Genomic DNA, 18,081 nt, shown 5'->3' on the forward strand with positions numbered 1-18,081 from the left:
TCCAAACACCTTTGTCATGCTTTAAGGTCTAAAGTTTTTCCACCAAGTTCATCGATACGATCGCTAACTTTTTTTATTGTAGCTTCGATTGTATCTTGGCTGATTTGAGGAAGCTCTCCGCCCCAAATTTTTTCTGCTTGCTCAAACCCTTGTTTTATACCTTCTAGCCCCTTTTTAAGCTTTTCAACATCGTTTCCAGCACCTTTGATGACAAAATCAGCAATGCGATTTGCTGTATTGTCAATACCAAAAAATCCCTCTTCACTGATGAGCTGATTGAGTTCATCAGTATTCATTGTAAGTGGATTTTTTCCATTATAACCTAAAGACGCAAAGTCAATATCTGAAAGCATAGACTTTACAGAATTTAAATCATTGCCTCCCAAAAGATCATTAATTCCAGCTTGAGCATTACTTGTGTTTAAAACAGTACTCATGGTTTGTTGCTGAAATTGCACAAGATAAATTTGACTAATACCCTTACCGCCAAGTGCATTGAGTTTGTCTAGGATATCTTGATTTGAATTGGCACTTTGAACATTTGTGTCTTTTGTATTCTCTGTAGCGTTACCATCTGCCTTCTTATTGCTAACTTGAGCTTGTGCCATACTAGCGACATTTGAAAAAGTATTGATTTGCATTTCTGCTCCTTTTTGTAATGAGGCTAATTGTATATCGACTATTTTTAATTAAATTTTAGAAGTGGATTTAAATAGACTTAAAAATTTAAGTCTATTTAAGATAGTAAGTAATTTGCTCTTTTGCAAGTATGCGTATAAGATTGCTTGTGCCTTCTACTCCAGTTGGAAAGCCTGCAGTGAGCAAATAGCACTTCTCTTTATTCATAAAACCTTTTTCAACGCTAGATTTTACAGAATCTCTAAGTAAATCCGTTAAATCCTCGCTTTTATTAACCAAAATGGCAGGATTGACACCCCAAACTATACTTAAAGAATTCAATGTTTTTTCAGAGTGAGCCACTGCTATAATCTCCATATCTGGACGATATCTTGAAATTTTAATAGCGGATTTTCCACTACTAGTCAAGGAAAAAATAGCATCAGCATTAAGATCTGTTGCAAGATGGGCTGAAGAGCGCATGATTTTATCTGTATTGTCAAGATTTTCAAATTCATTAAATTTGTTATAAGGATAGCGCTTTTCAGTTTCTATGATGGTTTGACACATGATATCAACTGCATTGGCTGGATCTATACCTACTGCACTTTCTTCGCTAAGCATTACAGCATCTGTCCCATCTAAAACAGCATTAGCAACATCTGAAATTTCGGCTCTTGTAGCAGTTTTGCTTTTTGCAAGAGAAAAAAGCATTTGTGTAGCTGTTATAACAGGTTTTGAAGCATTATTGGCTTTGTGAATAATTGCTTTTTGTATATTAGGTACTTTATAGTAAGGAACTTCTATACCAAGATCTCCACGCGCGACCATTATACCATCACTAGATGCTATAATTTCATCTATATTTTCAACTGCGTCAAATTTTTCTATTTTTGCAAATATAGAAATTTTAGCATTATTTTGAGCTAAAATTTCACGAACTTCATCAATATCATGAGCATTTTGAACAAAAGAAATAGCTAGGAAATCTACTTCATTTTCTATACCCCAAAGTAAGTCTTTTTTATCTTTTTGTGTGATAACATCAATATTGATTTTAGTATTTGGAAAATTAATACCCTTGTTTGAATTTAAAAAACCATCATTTTCTATGAGAGTTTCAATTTTTTCACTATCTTTAGCAGTCACTTTTGCCCTGATTGAACCATCATATAAATAGACATATTCGTCTAATTTTAGCATATTTAAAATTTCGCTTTGATTGATGCTAAGTTTATAATGATTTGGAGCAATTTGTTCGCCTATGATTTTTTCATAATAAAAATCAAGTCTATCACCTTTTTTAAGCTCAAAAGGAGTTTTCAGCTCTCCTGTGCGAATTTTTGGCCCGCTTATATCTTGTAAAATTCCTACGCGAGTGTTAAGTTCTCTTGAAACTTTGCGTATGGTTTCAAGATTGTTTTTGTGGTATTTATGCGTTCCATGAGAGAAATTTAAACGAAAAACATTTACGCCATTGATTATCATCTGGCGTAAAACATCTTCCTTTTCGCTTGCTGGCCCAACTGTAGCTACAATTTTAGTTTTTTTTAGCACGCTGTTCTCCTTTTTTTGTTTAATTATAATCAAACTTTGGAAACAAAAAGACTACAATAATTCTGAAGCAAATTTATCCTCATCAAATTTAGCTCCTAAATACTCGCACATAAGCTTAGCATCTCTTTCAGCATTGCCTAAACAGCTTGTTGCTCCAGGACTTGGAGTCATATTAAAAATAATTCCGGGAGTTTCGGTAATGCTTGCTTCACCTAGCATTAATTCTCCTCTAGTTTTATCAATGACTTGAGGACGCACTCCCCCAAAGCCTTTTGCATAATAAATATCACTTGTTTTTAAGCTAGGGACTATTTTTTTGGCATCTTTTACAAATAAGCTTTTATCAATAAAAGGTAATTCAAAAAGATAGTTATAAAGTATATAATTTCTAATCGTTGGATCTTTAAACATACTAAAAGTAACCTTTAAGACGATTTTGTCAAGTTTTAAGGCTTCAAAGAATTCAGGGATAGATTTTAAACCATGGTAGCGTTCAAGTTTTGGAATAACTAGGGCAGTAGGGCCAAAACGAGTATTCATATCCGCAAGCAAGTCAGGATCTCCATGAAGAGCTGCAAAAGGTAGTTTTGGATTTTGCACCATATAGACTTTACCATTGAGTAGTTTTTGTTTGGTTAAATAAAAGCTTCCCGCTACAGGCCAACAAGATTTATCCATACCCAAATTCATTTTATGTGCTAGATACAAAGAATGTGCACCAGCATTTACAACTACAGCCTTAGAACGGTATTCTTGATAAGTGTTTGTTTTCAAGATAAAAATATCATCTTTTTTCTCTATATGAACAATTTCTTGATTGAAAGCTACAAAGGTATTTTTACCTTGTTTTTGTCCTTGTTCAACCAAACTTGCACTCATTTTTCCAAAATCTACTGTAGTAAAAACTTCTCCAGCTTCGACTCCCATAGCACAGATATTTTCAGGTCTATCATCTCTGCCATTTTCTCCAAGAGCTACTTTAGGCTCAATTTGTTTAATTTTATCTTTATTAAAAAATTTCATATAAGGATAAAGTTCGCCAAATTCTTCATGGCGTTTTTTCATATATTCGCATTCTGAATCACCAACAGCCAAGGCCATTTTTTGATGAGAAAACATAAATTGATTTTGAGCATTTTGCAAAAGCCCGTATTTTACTATCATATCAGCAGTTCTTTTAACTTTTTTAGCTTTTTCTAGAGTATAGTTTGTTTCGATATCTCCACAATGAATAGTTTGAGAATTGCTTGTTCCTTTAGAATTTAATGTTGCAGGAGCATGATATTTTTCTATTAAAGCAATATTTTTAATATCAGTATATCTTGCAAGCTCGTAAAATAGAGCTGCTCCAGAAATTCCTGCTCCGATGACAATTACATCGAATTCTTGTTGAGTCATTTTTTTTCCTTTTTTTGCTTCTAGTAAAGTTAATTTTTCTAAATAAAAGTGTAATCCAATTTATTTTATAAAAAGTTAAATTTGATTGAAGAATATACAGAATGAGAATTTTTGTAACATTACAAATTAAAAAAGTAGATTCGGATTTTCTTGTATAATCTTCTTCATTCCTCTAAAAATGAGAAGTTTATCGTAAATAGCATAATCAAAATAATTTGCTAAAAACTGCCCATCTCCACCTGTAAAATAAAGTTTTTTATTTTGCGCAGCATCTTTTATAAGCAAATAAATACTTTTAAACACTCCATAACTTAGAGCATCGCTTGTTTTTTGCGGGAAGGCATCAAGACTGATTTGGGTATTAAACTCATGTTTTAATCTAGGAGAAATATGAGCATAAATTTTTCTATAATTAGCAATACCCGGTAAGATGAAACCTCCTAAATGTATGGAATTTGATACTATATCTACCGTAATTGCACTGCCAGCATCTACCACAACTCCATCTTCTATAGTGTAACAAGCTGCGATTCGATCTACGCCCAAGCCTTGATAAATGGTATCAAATACAAAATAAGGCTCAAGATTTATAAAGTTTTTGCGTGCTTTTAAATGTTCTTTGATATGCTCATTAACATTGATATAAAAAATTTTTTGTTCACTTTTAAATTCTAAAAATTGTTCTATATTAAGGGTAAAAAATTTATTATCATCTAAAAAACTAGCATTGGAATTGCCAATATCACAAAATAGCATGAATATGAAATCCTTTTTCTTCAAGGTAATATTTTGCCTTTGAGCACAGAGGGCTTTTAGTAAAAAAATATTTGTATTTTAGATCAAAATCATTGGCTAAGTTGTTTATAAATATAGCATCTTTGTTGATAAATCTTGCTTTTCCTGTGTATATTAAAAGTAAATTTTCATCATTCAAAGCACAAAGATAAGTTTTCTTTTTTGTTAAATTTGTTAAATCAAAAGGTTTTAAATTCAGCTTTAAAACCTTCATTGCTTCATTTAAAATATTCATAATAAATCTAAAATTTTATCTCCATAATAAAACTTTCCATTGCCCATAAAAGATATTTTTTCAACTGCGTTTGGAAGTTCAAAGATTTGAATATTTTCAAGATTGAGATCACATTTGATTAAATAGCCTGTTTTCTCAAAAGCGTAAAGATGGTCATTGTGTATGCTAACTTTTGTAAAGATAGCAAAATCAAATTTTTTCTCTGTGATTTTTCTTAGATTATAGTCTGTTTTTATGATGTTACCATTTTTTTCTAATATAAATAGCGCATTGCTATCTAGTGCAATATCTTTAATATCAGCATCCAAGTAAAGAGTTCTAGCAGGGCTTACTACTATAACTTTTTTAGCTGTTGCAGCTATCATTTTATCATCATTTATATCAAGGTGAATGACATTGTTAAAAAAACTTTCTGCTGAAATCACAACATCTTTGACAACTTCAAAAGTATTTTTTGATACGATTGTAATTTTCCCATCTAAAGTTGGATAAATAATGATATTGTCTAAAAAGATAGGATTTGCAACGCGACTATCTTGTGCGGGTGCAGGTGTTAGGTTTTGGCTGAATTTTATACCTAGGGAGCGATTGGCTAAAACAATGCTATTGTTTGCTAAAACAAGTGCTAAATCATCTCCATGTAAAGCTACTCCAAGAACTGCAGCATCAAATTTGTAAGAATAAACTTCATCATGAGAACTATTGTAAATTTTTAAATTTCCATTATCATCTGCTTCGATAAATTCACCCTCTTGATATGCTAAAAGTATATAGCCCTTATCTAGTTTAAAATCTTCAATTATTGCATCATTTTTTAAAATTACTTGATTGTTTTTGAGTTTTGCCGAAATTGTATTCCAATCCACAATACTAGATTTTAAGCTATCGTTAGAACTTAGCTTTCCATCGGTTTGTGAAGGTTCAAAGTATTGTCTTTTAGTTCCACAAGCGCAAAGAAAAATAAGACAAAATGAGATTAAAAAAAGCTGTCTCATCGGGAAATGCCTTGATAGTGTTTTAGATTTTTAGCAATCTGGCTTAGGGCTGAGTCATCTTTAATTTGAGAAAGTAAAATATTAGCTTGTTCGATTTTTCCCTCTCCTAAAAGTCTATAAGCTTGTAAAATTTTATCGTAATTTTTTAAAAATATCGATTTTTTTCCTAGAGGAAGAGAAATAATATTTTTAAGCAAATGATTTGCATCGGAATTGCTACTTAAGCTTTGCAACTGACTTTTAATCTCGGTATTGTTGATATCTTTTGCTAATTCTTTCATTAGAAAAATTGCATAAAGATTAGCATTTTTATTTTTAAGTTGTTCAAGAAGTGCTTGATCGTTTGGGTTGTTTAATAAACTTGTGTAAATTTTATTGCTTTCTTCGATATTGTATTGTTCGATTTTACCACTGATAAAGCTTATAGAAAACCAAATAATCAAAATTGCTATAAGTGCAAATATATATAATTTATATTTTTTTATAAATCTCTCACCTTTGATAAAATTTTCAATGAATTGTTCTTCGGTATTGATTTCTGCTTTTACGGCTTTTAAATTATCTTTTAATCCCAAAATTTATCCTTGTAATTTTTAATTTTAAAAAACTGCAGTATTGTATCATATAAATTACAAAATATCCTAAACAATTTAAAGCTTTTTATGATATAATTTTAAAAATTGACTTTATTTTAGTAAGGTTTAAGATGCAAATAGATGAAAAATTGCTTAGCAAGCTTGAAAAACTAAGTGCTTTACAAATTGAAGAAGAAAAAAGAAGTGAAGTGATTTGCGAACTTAGTGAGATTGTGAATTTTGTTGAGAAGTTAAATGAATTAGATTTAAGTTCTTCAGAAGTTACAATCAGCACCATTAAAGGTGGAGCACCTTTTAGAAGTGATAGTGTTAATAGTAGCAATGTAGTAGAAACGGTTTTAAATCATGCCCCAAAAAGCAATGATCATTTTTTCATTGTTCCTAAAATCATTGAGTGATCAATCTAGTGTTTGGTTCTTGTTTGTATAATTTATAATTTTAAGTGATTTTTAAATGCTTTGGTAAGGTGAATTAAAATATGGAATTTTACTGGTTTGATGCTTTTATTTTAGGTTTTACTCTACTTTTAGGTCTTAAGGGTATTGTAAGTGGTTTGATTAAAGAAGTATTTGGTTTGCTCGGGATTATCGGTGGTGTTTTTATTGCTTCAAAATACGCTTCGCAAGCTGCAGAATTTATTCAAAATACTTTCTATAAGATAGAAAATCAAAGTTTGGCTAATTTTGCAGGATTTTTAGCAATTTTAATTATTTTTTGGATAATTTGTCTCGTGCTTGGCAATTTTATTTCTAAATTGGTTAAATTAAGCGGTTTGGGATTTTTAGATCGTTTGGGAGGGTTTATTTTTGGAGGTGCAAAAGTATTTTTAATTTTTGCAATTTTAGTTTTTTGTGTGGCGCGTATTGATTTTTTAAATGATAAATTAAATCAATTTGCCCAAAATAGTTTTACTTTAACTCCTCTTAAAAATATAGGATCATTTATAATGAATCAGTCTCTAACAACAAGTAGTTTGGGTCAAATTGATCAAAATTTGCAAGATATTAGAGATGATTTAAGTACTACTCAAGGAGAATAAAATATGTTGATTGAGAATGTAGAATACGATGTATTACTAGAAAGATTTAAGAAAATTTTACGACAAGGTGGTCTTAAATATACCAAACAAAGAGAAATCTTACTCAAAACCTTATATCATAGTGATACACATTATACTCCTGAAAGTTTATATATGGAGATTAAACAAGCAGAACCGGATTTGAATGTAGGTATTGCTACGGTTTATAGGACTTTAAATTTGCTTGAAGAAGCAGAAATGGTTACTTCTATATCATTTGGTTCGGCTGGAAAAAAATACGAGCTTGCCAATAAACCACACCATGATCATATGATTTGTAAAAATTGTGGAAAAATTATAGAATTTGAAAATCCTATCATTGAAAGACAGCAAGCCTTGATTGCTAAAGAGCATGGATTTAAACTTACGGGACATTTAATGCAACTTTATGGTGTGTGTAATAATTGTAATCAAAAAGCTAAGGTAAAAATTTAATGTTTGACAATATTTTAGAACAACAAAGAATTCAAAAGGCTAATGAGCTTAAAAACGCAGGAGTAAATCCTTATCCACATTTTTTAGTTAAAGAACTTTCTCTAGCAGATTTTAAAAAGAAATTTAGCTATATTTTTGATACTGAAAATAAACGCGATGAAAGTATCTCTTCTGTCATTTCTGGACGCTTAAAGCTTCTTAGAATTGCTGGTAAATCTATATTTGCTAATATAGAAGATGAGAATGAGAATTTGCAAATTTATTTTAGTAAAGATTCTTTAGGTGAGGAAAAATTTAATTTATTCAAAAAAAATCTTGAAGTGGGTGATATCATCCTTGCAAAAGGCTTCCCTTTTGTTACTAAAACGGGAGAGTTTAGCTTGCACGCAAGTGAGATCACTTTAGCAACTAAATCAATAGTACCTTTGCCTGAAAAATACCATGGACTTACAGATATAGAACAAAGATATCGTAAGCGTTATGTAGATATGATTATGAATGCAGAGGTTAGAAAAGATTTTCTGACTCGTTCTAAAGTTGTAAGTTTGATTCGTCATTTTTTTGAAGAAAAAGGCTTTTTAGAGGTTGAAACTCCTATGATGCACCCCATTGCAGGTGGTGCAAATGCTAAACCTTTTGTAACTTTTCATAATTCTTTAGGGGTTGAGAGATTTTTAAGAATTGCACCTGAGCTTTATTTAAAAAGACTTGTAGTGGGTGGTTTTGAGGCAGTTTTTGAAATCAATCGTTGTTTTAGAAATGAAGGAATGGATCTTACTCATAACCCTGAATTTACTACAATTGAGTTTTATTGGGCTTATCATAATTATAAAGATTTAATGGATCTTACTGAAGAACTTTTTGCCTTGCTTTTAGAAAAATTGCAATTAGGAAAAATCATAGAATTTGATGGACAAAAAATCGATTTTTCCAAACCTTTTGAGAGAATTACTTATAAAGATGCGCTTAAAAAGTATGGTGCTTTAAGCGATGAAATTATTGAAAATAAAGATAAGATTTTAGAGAAATTAAAAAAAGATGGCTTTGAAGCAAATGATAAGCTTGACTTAGGGCATTTGCAAGCCGAGCTTTTCGATAATTATGTAGAAAGTAAACTTATTGATCCTACTTTTATCACAGATTTTCCAATATCTATTAGCCCACTTTCTCGTCGTAGTGACAAAAATTCTGAGATAGCAGAGCGCTTTGAGCTTTTTGTGTGTGGTAGAGAATTAGCCAATGGTTTTAACGAATTAAATGATCCTTTAGATCAATATGAAAGATTTTTAAAACAAATTGAGGCTAAAAATGCAGGTGATGAAGAAGCGTGTGAAATGGATGAAGATTTTGTAAATGCTCTAGGATATGGTATGCCACCAACAGCAGGACAAGGTATAGGAATAGATAGATTGGTGATGCTTTTAACAAATAAAAAATCTATTCGAGATGTGATATTGTTTCCAGCTATGAGGCCATTGAAATCAGAATTAAAGGAGGATAAAGAATGAGTTTAGAGCAGTTTGATAAGGAAATTTTTGATTTAACTAACCAAGAGTTAGTGCGCCAGTGCGAAGGTCTTGAAATGATAGCAAGTGAGAATTTCACTTTGCCTGAAGTAATGGAAGTAATGGGAAGTGTTCTAACTAACAAATATGCAGAAGGTTATCCAGGTAAGAGATATTATGGAGGCTGTGAATTTGTAGATGAAATCGAAAATTTAGCTATAGAAAGATGTAAAAAACTTTTTAATTGTAGTTTTGCAAATGTGCAACCTAATTCAGGTTCTCAAGCTAATCAAGGCGTTTATGCTGCACTTTTAAATCTAGGTGATAAAATTTTAGGAATGGATTTAAGTCATGGTGGACATTTAACACATGGTGCAAAAGTAAGCTCATCGGGAAAAATGTATGAGAGCTTTTTTTATGGTGTAGAGCTTGATGGAAGGATAAACTATGAAAAAGTTAGGGAAATTGCTCATATTGTAAAACCAAAGCTTATCGTGTGCGGTGCGAGTGCTTATGCTCGTATTATTGACTTTTCAAAATTTAGAGAGATTGCGGATGAAGTTGGAGCTTATCTTTTTGCAGACATTGCACACATTGCTGGACTTGTTGTAGCAGGTGAGCATCCAAGTCCATTTCCTCATGCTCATGTAGTAAGCTCTACAACCCACAAAACCTTACGTGGTCCAAGAGGCGGTATCATCATGACTAATGATGAAGAGCTTGCTAAAAAAATTAATTCAGCTATTTTTCCAGGTATCCAAGGTGGACCATTGATGCATGTTATTGCAGCTAAAGCCGTGGGATTTAAATTTAATCTTAGTGAAGAATGGAAAATTTATGCTAAGCAAGTAAGAAGCAATGCGCAAGCTTTAGCTAAAGTTTTAATGGATAGAAAGTATAAGCTTGTAAGTGATGGAACAGATAATCATCTTGTATTGATGAGCTTTTTAGAGCGTGAATTTAGCGGAAAAGATGCGGATTTGGCTTTGGGTAATGCAGGAATTACAGCAAATAAAAATACCGTGCCTGGCGAAACTAGAAGCCCATTTGTAACAAGTGGATTAAGATTAGGAACGCCTGCCCTTACGGCTAGAGGTTTTAAAGAAAATGAAATTCAAATAGTTGCTAACTATATAGCTGATATTTTAGATGATATTCAAAATACTCATTTGCAAAAAGAAATTAAGGAAAAACTCAAAACCCTTGCAAGTAATTTTATAATCTATGAAAAGGCAATGTTTTGATTTCACCTATGGATCTGTCGCTGATTAAAATAATTAGCGACCATTATTATATACGACGCGATAAGATTATGAAAAAAATAACACATCGAGGTCGTTTATTTTTTGATAAATTTGAAAGGATTGATGCTCCTTTAAATTTAAATATCATGAGAGAACATGCAGCGAAGAAAATCGTTGTTGCTCATGATTTGATCACCAAAGACAATAAAGTAGAAAATATTGTTTTTGATTATAATGGTTTTAATGCTGAAAGATTTTATCATCGTGCGCAGCTTATTTTGCGTGAAGAAGGTTTTATAAATTTTACAGCTTACAAAACAAAGACTCCAGGTCATTTACATCTTTATATTCACAAAGGTCACACTGCGTTAAACGAAGGTTATTCTTTAGCGTCTAAACTTTCAATGATGTTTGCAAGTAAAATGCCAGTTGAATGGAAGGTGTTTCCAAGTATGGATATTCCTAGAGAGTTTAATATATTAATACTACCCTATGAAGTCTATCAAAAAGAACGAGGCAGTTCTTGGTCTAAACATATGTAAGAAAGGAATATTATGGAAAATAATAAAAATGAATTTGATGATATTATTTTGGAAAAAAGTAATAAAAGTGAAAAAATGAAAAAAATTCTCTTACGCGTCATTGCTTTGATAATTTTATTTCTAGTGATTATGATAGTTATGAAACTCATTAATAGTGGTGAAGAAAATACTGAAAATCAAAGTATTTTACCAAGTGAACCCTTAAATATAACGCAAGATAATAATACTGATTCTTTTGAGAGTATGCCAATTACTGAAAATACTTCAGCTGAAGATCAATTTGAAGCTTTAAGAAGACAGATTCAAGGGGAGCAAAATGATAATTCTTTAGCACCAGCTCCTAATGCAAATGATAATATCAATTTAACTATGCCTGATCAAGAAGTGCCTGCTGAGCCAAATACGACAAATTCTGAAAAAGTGGCACCTTTAAATACTACACCTCCTAAGCAGGAAGTAAAACAAGAAAGTAAGCCAAAAGAAGAAGCAAAACAGACTGTCGTAAAAAAAGAACCTGCAAAACAAACACCTAAACAAGAGCCAAAAGCCAATGCTAATGATTTGTTTAAAAATGTAGATGCTAAACCTGTTCATCCAAATGGTCTAGCTTCTGGGATTTATGTTCAGATATTTTCAGTGAGCAATTTAGATCAAAAATCAAGAGAGCTAGCAGCTGTAAAACAAAAAGGCTATGAATATAAGCTTTATAAAACTACAGTAGGTGGAAAAGAAATCACTAAGGTTTTAATAGGACCTTTTGAGAAAGCAAATGTTGCAGCAGAATTAGCTAAAATTAGAAAAGAAGTAGCTAAAGACGCATTTTCTTTCACTTTAAAATGAAATTTTTAGCTGTGATCGGCGATCCCATTTCGCATTCTAAGTCGCCTAGAATTCATAACAATGCCATTCAAGTTCTCAAGCTTGATGGTATTTATACACGCTATCATCTACAAGATTATCATCAATTAAGACAGGATTTTTTTAAATTAAAACTTCAAGGAGCAAATATCACTTTGCCATTTAAAGAAGCAGCTTTGGAAATGGCTGATGTTAAAGATGAGCTTGCTAGTAATATTGGCTCTGCAAATACCTTATGTTTAAAAGATGGAAAAATTTATGCTTACAATACTGATGCCTTAGGTTTTTTAGAAGCTATTAAAGAATTTGAAAGTATTAATAAAGCTTTGATTTTAGGAGCTGGAGGGACTGCGCTTGCTCTAGCATTTGCTTTAAAGCAAAAAGGAGTAGAGGTTTGTGTGGCAAATCGTAGCGAAAAAAGATTTAAGGATTTTACTTTATATAAAACCAGTCTTTATAATGCCTTGGATGATTTTGATTTTGATTTGGTGGTTAATTCAACTTCGGCAGGCTTAAAAGATGATGATCTACCTTGCGATAAAATACTTTTAGATAAAATTTTAAGCAGAGCAAAATTTGCCTTTGATGTCATTTATGGCAAAGAAACCTCTTTTTTAAAATTATGCAAAGAGCATAACTTAAAAGTAAAAGATGGGTTTGATATGCTTTTATGGCAAGCTGTTTTTGCCTTTGAGCTTTTTTTTGATGTCAAAGATAAAAGAGAAAAGATTAAAAATGCCATGCAAGAAGCTCTGAAGTTAGAGTTTTGATTTTTTTGATTTCTCTTAGAAAATATCAAATATAATAAGAGAAATCAAAGTATTATTTACTATTTAGGCTAATCATTCAAAAATGATAACCCCATCTTGATTTTTGTTTGTGTTATTTTCATATTGTATATTTGAATTTGAAGATGTTTGCTCTTGAAAAGAAATATCTTGCGAGCTATTATCCAAATTTTGTTCTTGAGGTAAATTTTCTTCAAATATTGTGTTGGTATCAAAATGATTAAAGCCGCTAGAATCAGTATTGCTATTTGGTACAGTTTTTCCTATATCTGTGGCTTTTGGAAGATTATTATAGAGTGTATTTAAAGTATTTTTATAAAAATGTAAAAAACTTTTATCTATTTCAAAAGCTGGCTTTTCTAGACCTTTATTGAGTTGTGTGGGTACTGTTGAAATAGTAGTTTTAAACATATTTATTCCATCTTTGGTTTTAATAGGGTAATTTAAATCCACCAAGGAGTCAAGTTTGGTATGGCTTGTTAGATTGGTCGAATTTTGAGGGTTGTGCTGATCAATAAAATCAATTTTTCCTTGAAATTTAATTCCTAAATTAGATTTAACAGACTCTCCACTCATAAAATTATTCGATTTTTGTATATTTTTTTCTTCTATAAGAACATTTATCAAACTTTTAAGAGTGTAATCAGGATTTGAAGTTACTATTTTATAGCCCTTAAGCTGTGCTATGGTTTTAAATTGTTCTTCTAAATTTTCTTTTAAAAGAGCCACTTCCTTGTCAATGCGAATTTTAAGTACAGAGTTTTCAAAATAATCTGAATAATTATTATTTTGTTCTATATTTATAGGTTCTAGCATGATTGAAACCCCAGAATCTATAGGCTCTACTTTTGTAGGAGTTTGAGGTTTGAAATTAGGCATTGAAACATGCACAAAATTATTGCTAGCACCACTGCAAGCAGCTAAAAATAAAGCAATAATAAATAAGAAATATTTTTTCATTTTTTAACCTTTAAGATAAGAAATTATGTTTAATTATAGCAAGTTAAAGTTTTTTTGCTATATTTTTACAAAATAAATAATGGAAAAAGTATGGAATTTTGGCAAAATATTTATTCAAATTTTGATGTTGTGGCTTTTAGTGTTTTAGGGTTTAAAGTACATTGGTATGGAATTATGTATGTTTTAGCCTTACTTTTAGCCTTACTTTTAGCGAAATTTTTTGTAAGAAAATTTAAGCTAGATATCGATGAAAAACGCTTAGATAGTTATTTTATTTGGGTGGAAATTGGCGTGATTTTAGGAGCAAGACTTGGATATATTTTAATTTATGATGCACACACTATGTATTATATTACTCATCCTTGGCAAATTTTCAATCCTTATGCAAATGGTGAATTTGTAGGCATTCGTGGTATGAGTTATCATGGTGCGATTATAGGATTTTTGATAGCTACTTTTTTATTTTGTAAAAAATACAAAGAAAATCCTTGGAAATTTCTTGATTTGGTGGCTTTGAGTGTACCTTTAGCTTATGTTTTTGGTCGTATAGGAAATTTTTTAAACCAAGAGCTTTTTGGACGCATTACCGATGTATCTTGGGGTATTTATGTGGAGGGAGTTTTAAGACATCCATCACAACTTTATGAAGCCTTTTTAGAGGGAGTTGTGGTTTTTATTGTTATTTATCTGGTAAAAATGAAACAAAAATTTCAAGGTGAACTTATTCTTGTTTATGCTTGTGTTTATTCTTTGGCGCGTTTTGTATGTGAATTTTATCGTGAACCAGATTTTGGTTTAGGCTTTATTTTTTGGGGTATGAGCATGGGACAAATTTTGAGTTTGCTTATGTTTGTAGCAGCCTTGTTATTTTATATTTGCATAAAGTTTAAAAAAGTAAATATTTAATGTGTATTAAAGGCTATTGTACTATAATGAAGAGATTTTTTAAATTTCTTTCTATAAAGGAGTGAAGATGAGTGAGCTTATCGAAGGGTATTTGGGTAAGAGCATTGATGGCAAAAAAAGTAAAATGCCTGCAAAGTTAGATTTTATCCAAAGTGCTTCTGGGCTTTTTCTAGGTCTTTTCATGTGGGTACATATGGTTTTTGTATCTACTATCTTGGTGAGTAAGGATTTTTTTAATTCCGTTGTCCATTTTTTGGAATTAAAATTCATTTATAACGATCCAATGATGAGTTATATTACCTCGTTTTTAGCTGCCTGTGTTTTGGTGGTGTTTTTTGTGCATGCTTTATTGGCTATGAGAAAATTTCCTATTAATTTTCGCCAATACCAAATTCTTAGAACTCATGCTAAAAAAATGAATCATGGTGATACTTCATTATGGCTTGTTCAAGCATTTACAGGTTTTGTAATGTTTTTCTTAGGCTCTGCGCACTTGATTTTTGTTATCACAAATGGAGATAAAATTTCTGCTGATATGTCAGGTGATAGGGTGATCAATCATTTTATGTGGCTTTTTTATATCGCACTTTTAATCTGTGTGGAATTGCATGGTAGTATAGGGCTTTATAGACTTTGTGTAAAATGGGGCTGGTTTGAAGCAAAAGATGTTAAAGATATTCGCAAAAGTCGTAAAAAACTCAAGATGGCAAAATGGATAATCAGCATTTTCTTCTTGGTTTTAGGAGTTTTAAGTCTTGCAGCATTTGCGAAAATTGGATTTGAAAACTATCAAAGTCAAACAACTGCAATGGTAAAAACTTATAATGGAGCAAATTATGAATATTCAATATAGTGATGCTTTAGTAATAGGCGGAGGTTTGGCAGGCCTTAGAGCTGCAATAGAGGTGGCAAAAAGTGGTCAAAGTGTAACACTTTTAAGTATTTGTCCGGTAAAGCGTTCGCACTCTGCTGCGGTGCAAGGAGGTATGCAAGCTTCTTTAGGAAATGGTGCTAAAGGTGAAGGTGATAACGAAGATTTACACTTTGCAGATACAGTAAAAGGAAGCGACTGGGGTTGTGATCAAGAAGTAGCAAGAATGTTTGCACAAACTGCTCCAAAAGCCGTTCGCGAACTTGCTTCTTGGGGGGTTCCTTGGACTAGGGTAACTAAAGGACCAAGAACAGTTGTTATTAACGCACAAAAAACTGTAATCGAAGAAAGAGAAGAGGCTCATGGACTCATCAATGCTCGTGACTTTGGTGGAACTAAAAAATGGAGAACTTGTTATATAGCTGATGCTACAGGCCACTGTATGCTTTATGGCGTAGCTAATGAAGCTATCAAACATCAGGTAAAAATTATCGATAGAATGGAAGCGGTTAGAGTTATCCATGATGGCAAAAAATGCTTAGGTGTAATTGCAAGGGATTTAACTAATGGGCAACTGATTGCTTATATTGCAAGAGGAACAATGATAGCAACGGGTGGTTATGGTAGAATTTATAAGCAAACCACAAATGCGGTTATCTGCGAAGGAACAGGTGCAGCTATAGCTCTTGAAACAGGACTTTGTAGACTTTCAAATATGGAAGCTGTGCAATTTCACCCAACGCCTATTGTCCCAAGTGGAATTTTACTTACTGAAGGGTGTCGTGGAGATGGTGGAATTTTACGTGATGTGGATGGATATCGTTTCATGCCTGATTATGAGCCAGAGAAAAAAGAACTTGCAAGCCGTGATGTGGTAAGTCGTAGAATGATGGAGCATATTAGAAAAGGTAAGGGTGTAAAAAGTCCTTATGGCGATCATTTGTGGCTTGATATTTCCATACTTGGCCGTGCACATGTAGAAAAAAATCTTCGTGATGTGCAAGATATTTGCAAAACTTTCAATGGTATTGATCCTGCTGATGAAGGTCCAAAAGGTTGGGCTCCAGTTTTACCTATGCAGCATTATTCTATGGGTGGCATTAGAACAAAACCTACAGGCGAGAGTCAATGGTTAGATGGTCTTTTTGCTTGTGGCGAGGCAGCGTGTTGGGATATGCACGGATTTAACCGCTTGGGAGGAAATAGCTGTGCTGAAACCGTTGTTGCAGGTATGATTATAGGGGATTATTTTGCAGATTATTGTAAAAATAATGGTGAAGTTATCGATACAAATATAGTAAAAGACTTTTTAACAAAAGAATACCAATATTTAAAATCTTTAGTAGATAAAGAAGGTAAATATTCTGTTTTTGAAATCAAAAATAGAATGAAAGAAATCATGTGGGATAAAGTAGCAATCTTTAGAACAGGTGAAGGCTTAAAAGAAGCTGTTGATGAGCTTGAAAAACTTTATAAAGAATCTCAAAATGTAAAAGTACATTGTAAAGAGCTTGATTGTGCAAACCCTGAGCTAGAAGAAGCTTATAGAGTTCCAAGAATGCTTAAAGTTGCACTTTGTGTAGCTTATGGAGCGTTATTAAGAACTGAAAGTCGCGGGGCGCACTATAGAGAGGATTATCCAAAAAGAGATGATTTGAACTGGATGAAGAGAACTTTAACTTACTGGGTAGAGGGCGAAAGCTTGCCTCGTGTTGAATACGATGAACTTGATATTATGAAAATGGAAATGCCACCTGCATTCCGTGGGTATGGTGCTAAAGGTAATATCATAGAAAATCCTTTAAGTGAAAAGCGTCAAGCTGAAGTTGATGCAATCCGCGAAAAAATGGAAGCTGAAGGTAAAAATCGTCACGAAATTCAGCACGCTTTAATGCCTTATGAATTACAACCAAAATATAAAGCGCTAAATCAAAGAATAGGAGTGGATTATGAGTAGAAAATTAACGATAAAGGCGTTTAAATATAATCCTTTAAGCAAAATTTCAAAACCTCATTTTGTAACTTACGAGCTTGAAGAAACTCCTTTTATGACAGTTTTTGTGTGCTTGACTTTAATCCGCGAAAAAATGGATGCGGATTTGAGTTTTGACTTTGTTTGTCGTGCAGGGATTTGTGGATCTTGTGCAATGATGATTAATGGTGTGCCAAAGCTTGCTTGTAAGACTTTAACAAAAGATTATTCTGATGGAGTTATCGAGCTTATGCCTATGCCTGCATTTAGACATATTAAGGATTTGAGTGTCAATACAGGCGAGTGGTTTGAGGATATGTGTAAGCGTGTTGAAAGTTGGGTACATAATGAAAAAGAAACCGATATTTCAAAAATTGAAGAACGCATAGAACCTGAAGTAGCAGAGGAAACTTTTGAGCTTGATCGTTGTATTGAGTGCGGAATTTGTGTGGCTTCGTGTGCAACTAAGCTTATGCGCCCGAATTTTATCGCAGCAACAGGGCTTTTAAGAACAGCTAGATATTTACAAGATCCGCACGATCATAGAACAGTTGAAGATTTCTATGAATTAGTGGGCGATGATGATGGTGTTTTTGGATGTATGTCTTTATTGGCTTGCGAAGATAATTGTCCTAAAAATTTACCTTTACAAAGCAAAATTGCTTATATGAGAAGACAACTTGTTGCTCAAAGAAATAAATAATATTTTCCCCTTAAAAAGGGGAAAA

The 18,081-nt window shown here is 32.2% G+C and carries 20 protein-coding genes; 12 read left to right on the forward strand and 8 right to left on the reverse strand.

Annotated features, from left to right (window positions below; all coding sequences use genetic code 11):
• Positions 1–14: 14 nt before the first annotated feature.
• The 7 genes from BGS43_RS08880 to BGS43_RS08910 form a co-directional block, all read right to left on the reverse strand.
• A complete protein-coding gene (locus BGS43_RS08880; RefSeq protein ID WP_002780711.1) occupies positions 15–641 on the reverse strand; it encodes a hypothetical protein in 627 nt (208 codons plus the stop codon).
• Positions 642–732: 91 nt separating this feature from the next.
• Positions 733–2,175 (reverse strand): pyruvate kinase, encoded by a 1,443-nt coding sequence (pyk, locus tag BGS43_RS08885; RefSeq protein ID WP_057032980.1) that lies wholly within the window; start codon positions 2,173–2,175, stop codon positions 733–735.
• Between the two features lie 51 nt (positions 2,176–2,226).
• Positions 2,227–3,573 (reverse strand): FAD-dependent oxidoreductase, encoded by a 1,347-nt coding sequence (locus BGS43_RS08890; protein ID WP_096569474.1) that lies wholly within the window; start codon positions 3,571–3,573, stop codon positions 2,227–2,229.
• A gap of 126 nt (positions 3,574–3,699) precedes the next feature.
• The gene (locus BGS43_RS08895) at positions 3,700–4,329 is read right to left on the reverse strand and encodes a type III pantothenate kinase (protein WP_002778333.1); all 630 of its coding nucleotides are present in this window, start codon (positions 4,327–4,329) and stop codon (positions 3,700–3,702) included.
• Positions 4,316–4,603, reverse strand: coding sequence for a tram-like protein (locus BGS43_RS08900; protein WP_079756073.1), 288 nt, complete (start codon positions 4,601–4,603; stop codon positions 4,316–4,318). Before BGS43_RS08900 ends, BGS43_RS08895 begins: the two co-directional genes overlap by 14 nt.
• Positions 4,600–5,598 carry a hypothetical protein gene (locus tag BGS43_RS08905; protein WP_002824790.1) on the reverse strand — a complete coding sequence of 333 codons (999 nt, stop codon included), beginning with the start codon at positions 5,596–5,598 and terminating at the stop codon, positions 4,600–4,602. The genes BGS43_RS08900 and BGS43_RS08905 overlap by 4 nt, the downstream gene beginning before the upstream one ends.
• Complete coding sequence (locus BGS43_RS08910; RefSeq protein ID WP_057980916.1) at positions 5,595–6,173, reverse strand: hypothetical protein; 579 nt, start codon at positions 6,171–6,173, stop codon at positions 5,595–5,597. Before BGS43_RS08910 ends, BGS43_RS08905 begins: the two co-directional genes overlap by 4 nt.
• A gap of 131 nt (positions 6,174–6,304) precedes the next feature.
• Between BGS43_RS08910 and gatC the strand changes: the two genes are divergently transcribed.
• From gatC to BGS43_RS08950, 8 genes are all read left to right on the forward strand, one after another.
• A complete protein-coding gene (gene gatC / locus BGS43_RS08915) occupies positions 6,305–6,592 on the forward strand; it encodes an Asp-tRNA(Asn)/Glu-tRNA(Gln) amidotransferase subunit GatC (protein ID WP_002778349.1) in 288 nt (95 codons plus the stop codon).
• A gap of 80 nt (positions 6,593–6,672) precedes the next feature.
• Positions 6,673–7,233, forward strand: a complete 561-nt coding sequence (locus BGS43_RS08920; protein ID WP_002778351.1) for a CvpA family protein — start codon at positions 6,673–6,675, stop codon at positions 7,231–7,233.
• Positions 7,234–7,236: 3 nt separating this feature from the next.
• On the forward strand, positions 7,237–7,707 hold the full coding sequence (locus BGS43_RS08925) for a Fur family transcriptional regulator (RefSeq protein WP_002778353.1): 471 nt from the start codon (positions 7,237–7,239) through the stop codon (positions 7,705–7,707).
• Positions 7,707–9,215: a lysine--tRNA ligase gene (gene lysS / locus BGS43_RS08930; RefSeq protein WP_002778358.1), complete on the forward strand. Its 1,509-nt coding sequence runs from the start codon at positions 7,707–7,709 to the stop codon at positions 9,213–9,215. Before BGS43_RS08925 ends, lysS begins: the two co-directional genes overlap by 1 nt.
• Positions 9,212–10,456 carry a serine hydroxymethyltransferase gene (locus tag BGS43_RS08935; protein ID WP_096569477.1) on the forward strand — a complete coding sequence of 415 codons (1,245 nt, stop codon included), beginning with the start codon at positions 9,212–9,214 and terminating at the stop codon, positions 10,454–10,456. The genes lysS and BGS43_RS08935 overlap by 4 nt, the downstream gene beginning before the upstream one ends.
• Positions 10,453–10,998 carry a DUF1882 domain-containing protein gene (locus BGS43_RS08940; protein ID WP_002778362.1) on the forward strand — a complete coding sequence of 182 codons (546 nt, stop codon included), beginning with the start codon at positions 10,453–10,455 and terminating at the stop codon, positions 10,996–10,998. Before BGS43_RS08935 ends, BGS43_RS08940 begins: the two co-directional genes overlap by 4 nt.
• A 12-nt stretch (positions 10,999–11,010) precedes the next feature.
• Complete coding sequence (locus tag BGS43_RS08945; protein WP_002778371.1) at positions 11,011–11,838, forward strand: SPOR domain-containing protein; 828 nt, start codon at positions 11,011–11,013, stop codon at positions 11,836–11,838.
• A complete protein-coding gene (locus BGS43_RS08950) occupies positions 11,835–12,626 on the forward strand; it encodes a shikimate dehydrogenase (protein ID WP_002780722.1) in 792 nt (263 codons plus the stop codon). The genes BGS43_RS08945 and BGS43_RS08950 overlap by 4 nt, the downstream gene beginning before the upstream one ends.
• A 72-nt stretch (positions 12,627–12,698) precedes the next feature.
• Here the strand turns inward: BGS43_RS08950 and BGS43_RS08955 are convergent, their stop codons facing one another.
• Positions 12,699–13,604, reverse strand: coding sequence for a hypothetical protein (locus tag BGS43_RS08955; RefSeq protein ID WP_002778381.1), 906 nt, complete (start codon positions 13,602–13,604; stop codon positions 12,699–12,701).
• A gap of 90 nt (positions 13,605–13,694) precedes the next feature.
• On the opposite strand from BGS43_RS08955, the gene lgt reads away from it, so the two are divergent.
• The 4 genes from lgt (at position 13,695) to BGS43_RS08975 (ending at position 18,056) form a co-directional block, all read left to right on the forward strand.
• Complete coding sequence (gene lgt, locus BGS43_RS08960) at positions 13,695–14,510, forward strand: prolipoprotein diacylglyceryl transferase (protein WP_002778382.1); 816 nt, start codon at positions 13,695–13,697, stop codon at positions 14,508–14,510.
• A 67-nt stretch (positions 14,511–14,577) separates the two neighbouring features.
• Positions 14,578–15,363: a fumarate reductase cytochrome b subunit gene (locus tag BGS43_RS08965; RefSeq protein WP_002778384.1), complete on the forward strand. Its 786-nt coding sequence runs from the start codon at positions 14,578–14,580 to the stop codon at positions 15,361–15,363.
• Entirely contained in the window at positions 15,347–17,338 is a 1,992-nt protein-coding gene (locus tag BGS43_RS08970; RefSeq protein ID WP_002783123.1) for a fumarate reductase flavoprotein subunit, read from the forward strand. The genes BGS43_RS08965 and BGS43_RS08970 overlap by 17 nt, the downstream gene beginning before the upstream one ends.
• Entirely contained in the window at positions 17,331–18,056 is a 726-nt protein-coding gene (locus BGS43_RS08975) for a fumarate reductase iron-sulfur subunit (protein ID WP_002778387.1), read from the forward strand. The genes BGS43_RS08970 and BGS43_RS08975 overlap by 8 nt, the downstream gene beginning before the upstream one ends.
• Positions 18,057–18,081 lie beyond the last annotated feature (25 nt).

The organism is Campylobacter sp. 110 (genome assembly GCF_002383965.1).
Taxonomy (GTDB): domain Bacteria; phylum Campylobacterota; class Campylobacteria; order Campylobacterales; family Campylobacteraceae; genus Campylobacter_D; species Campylobacter_D coli.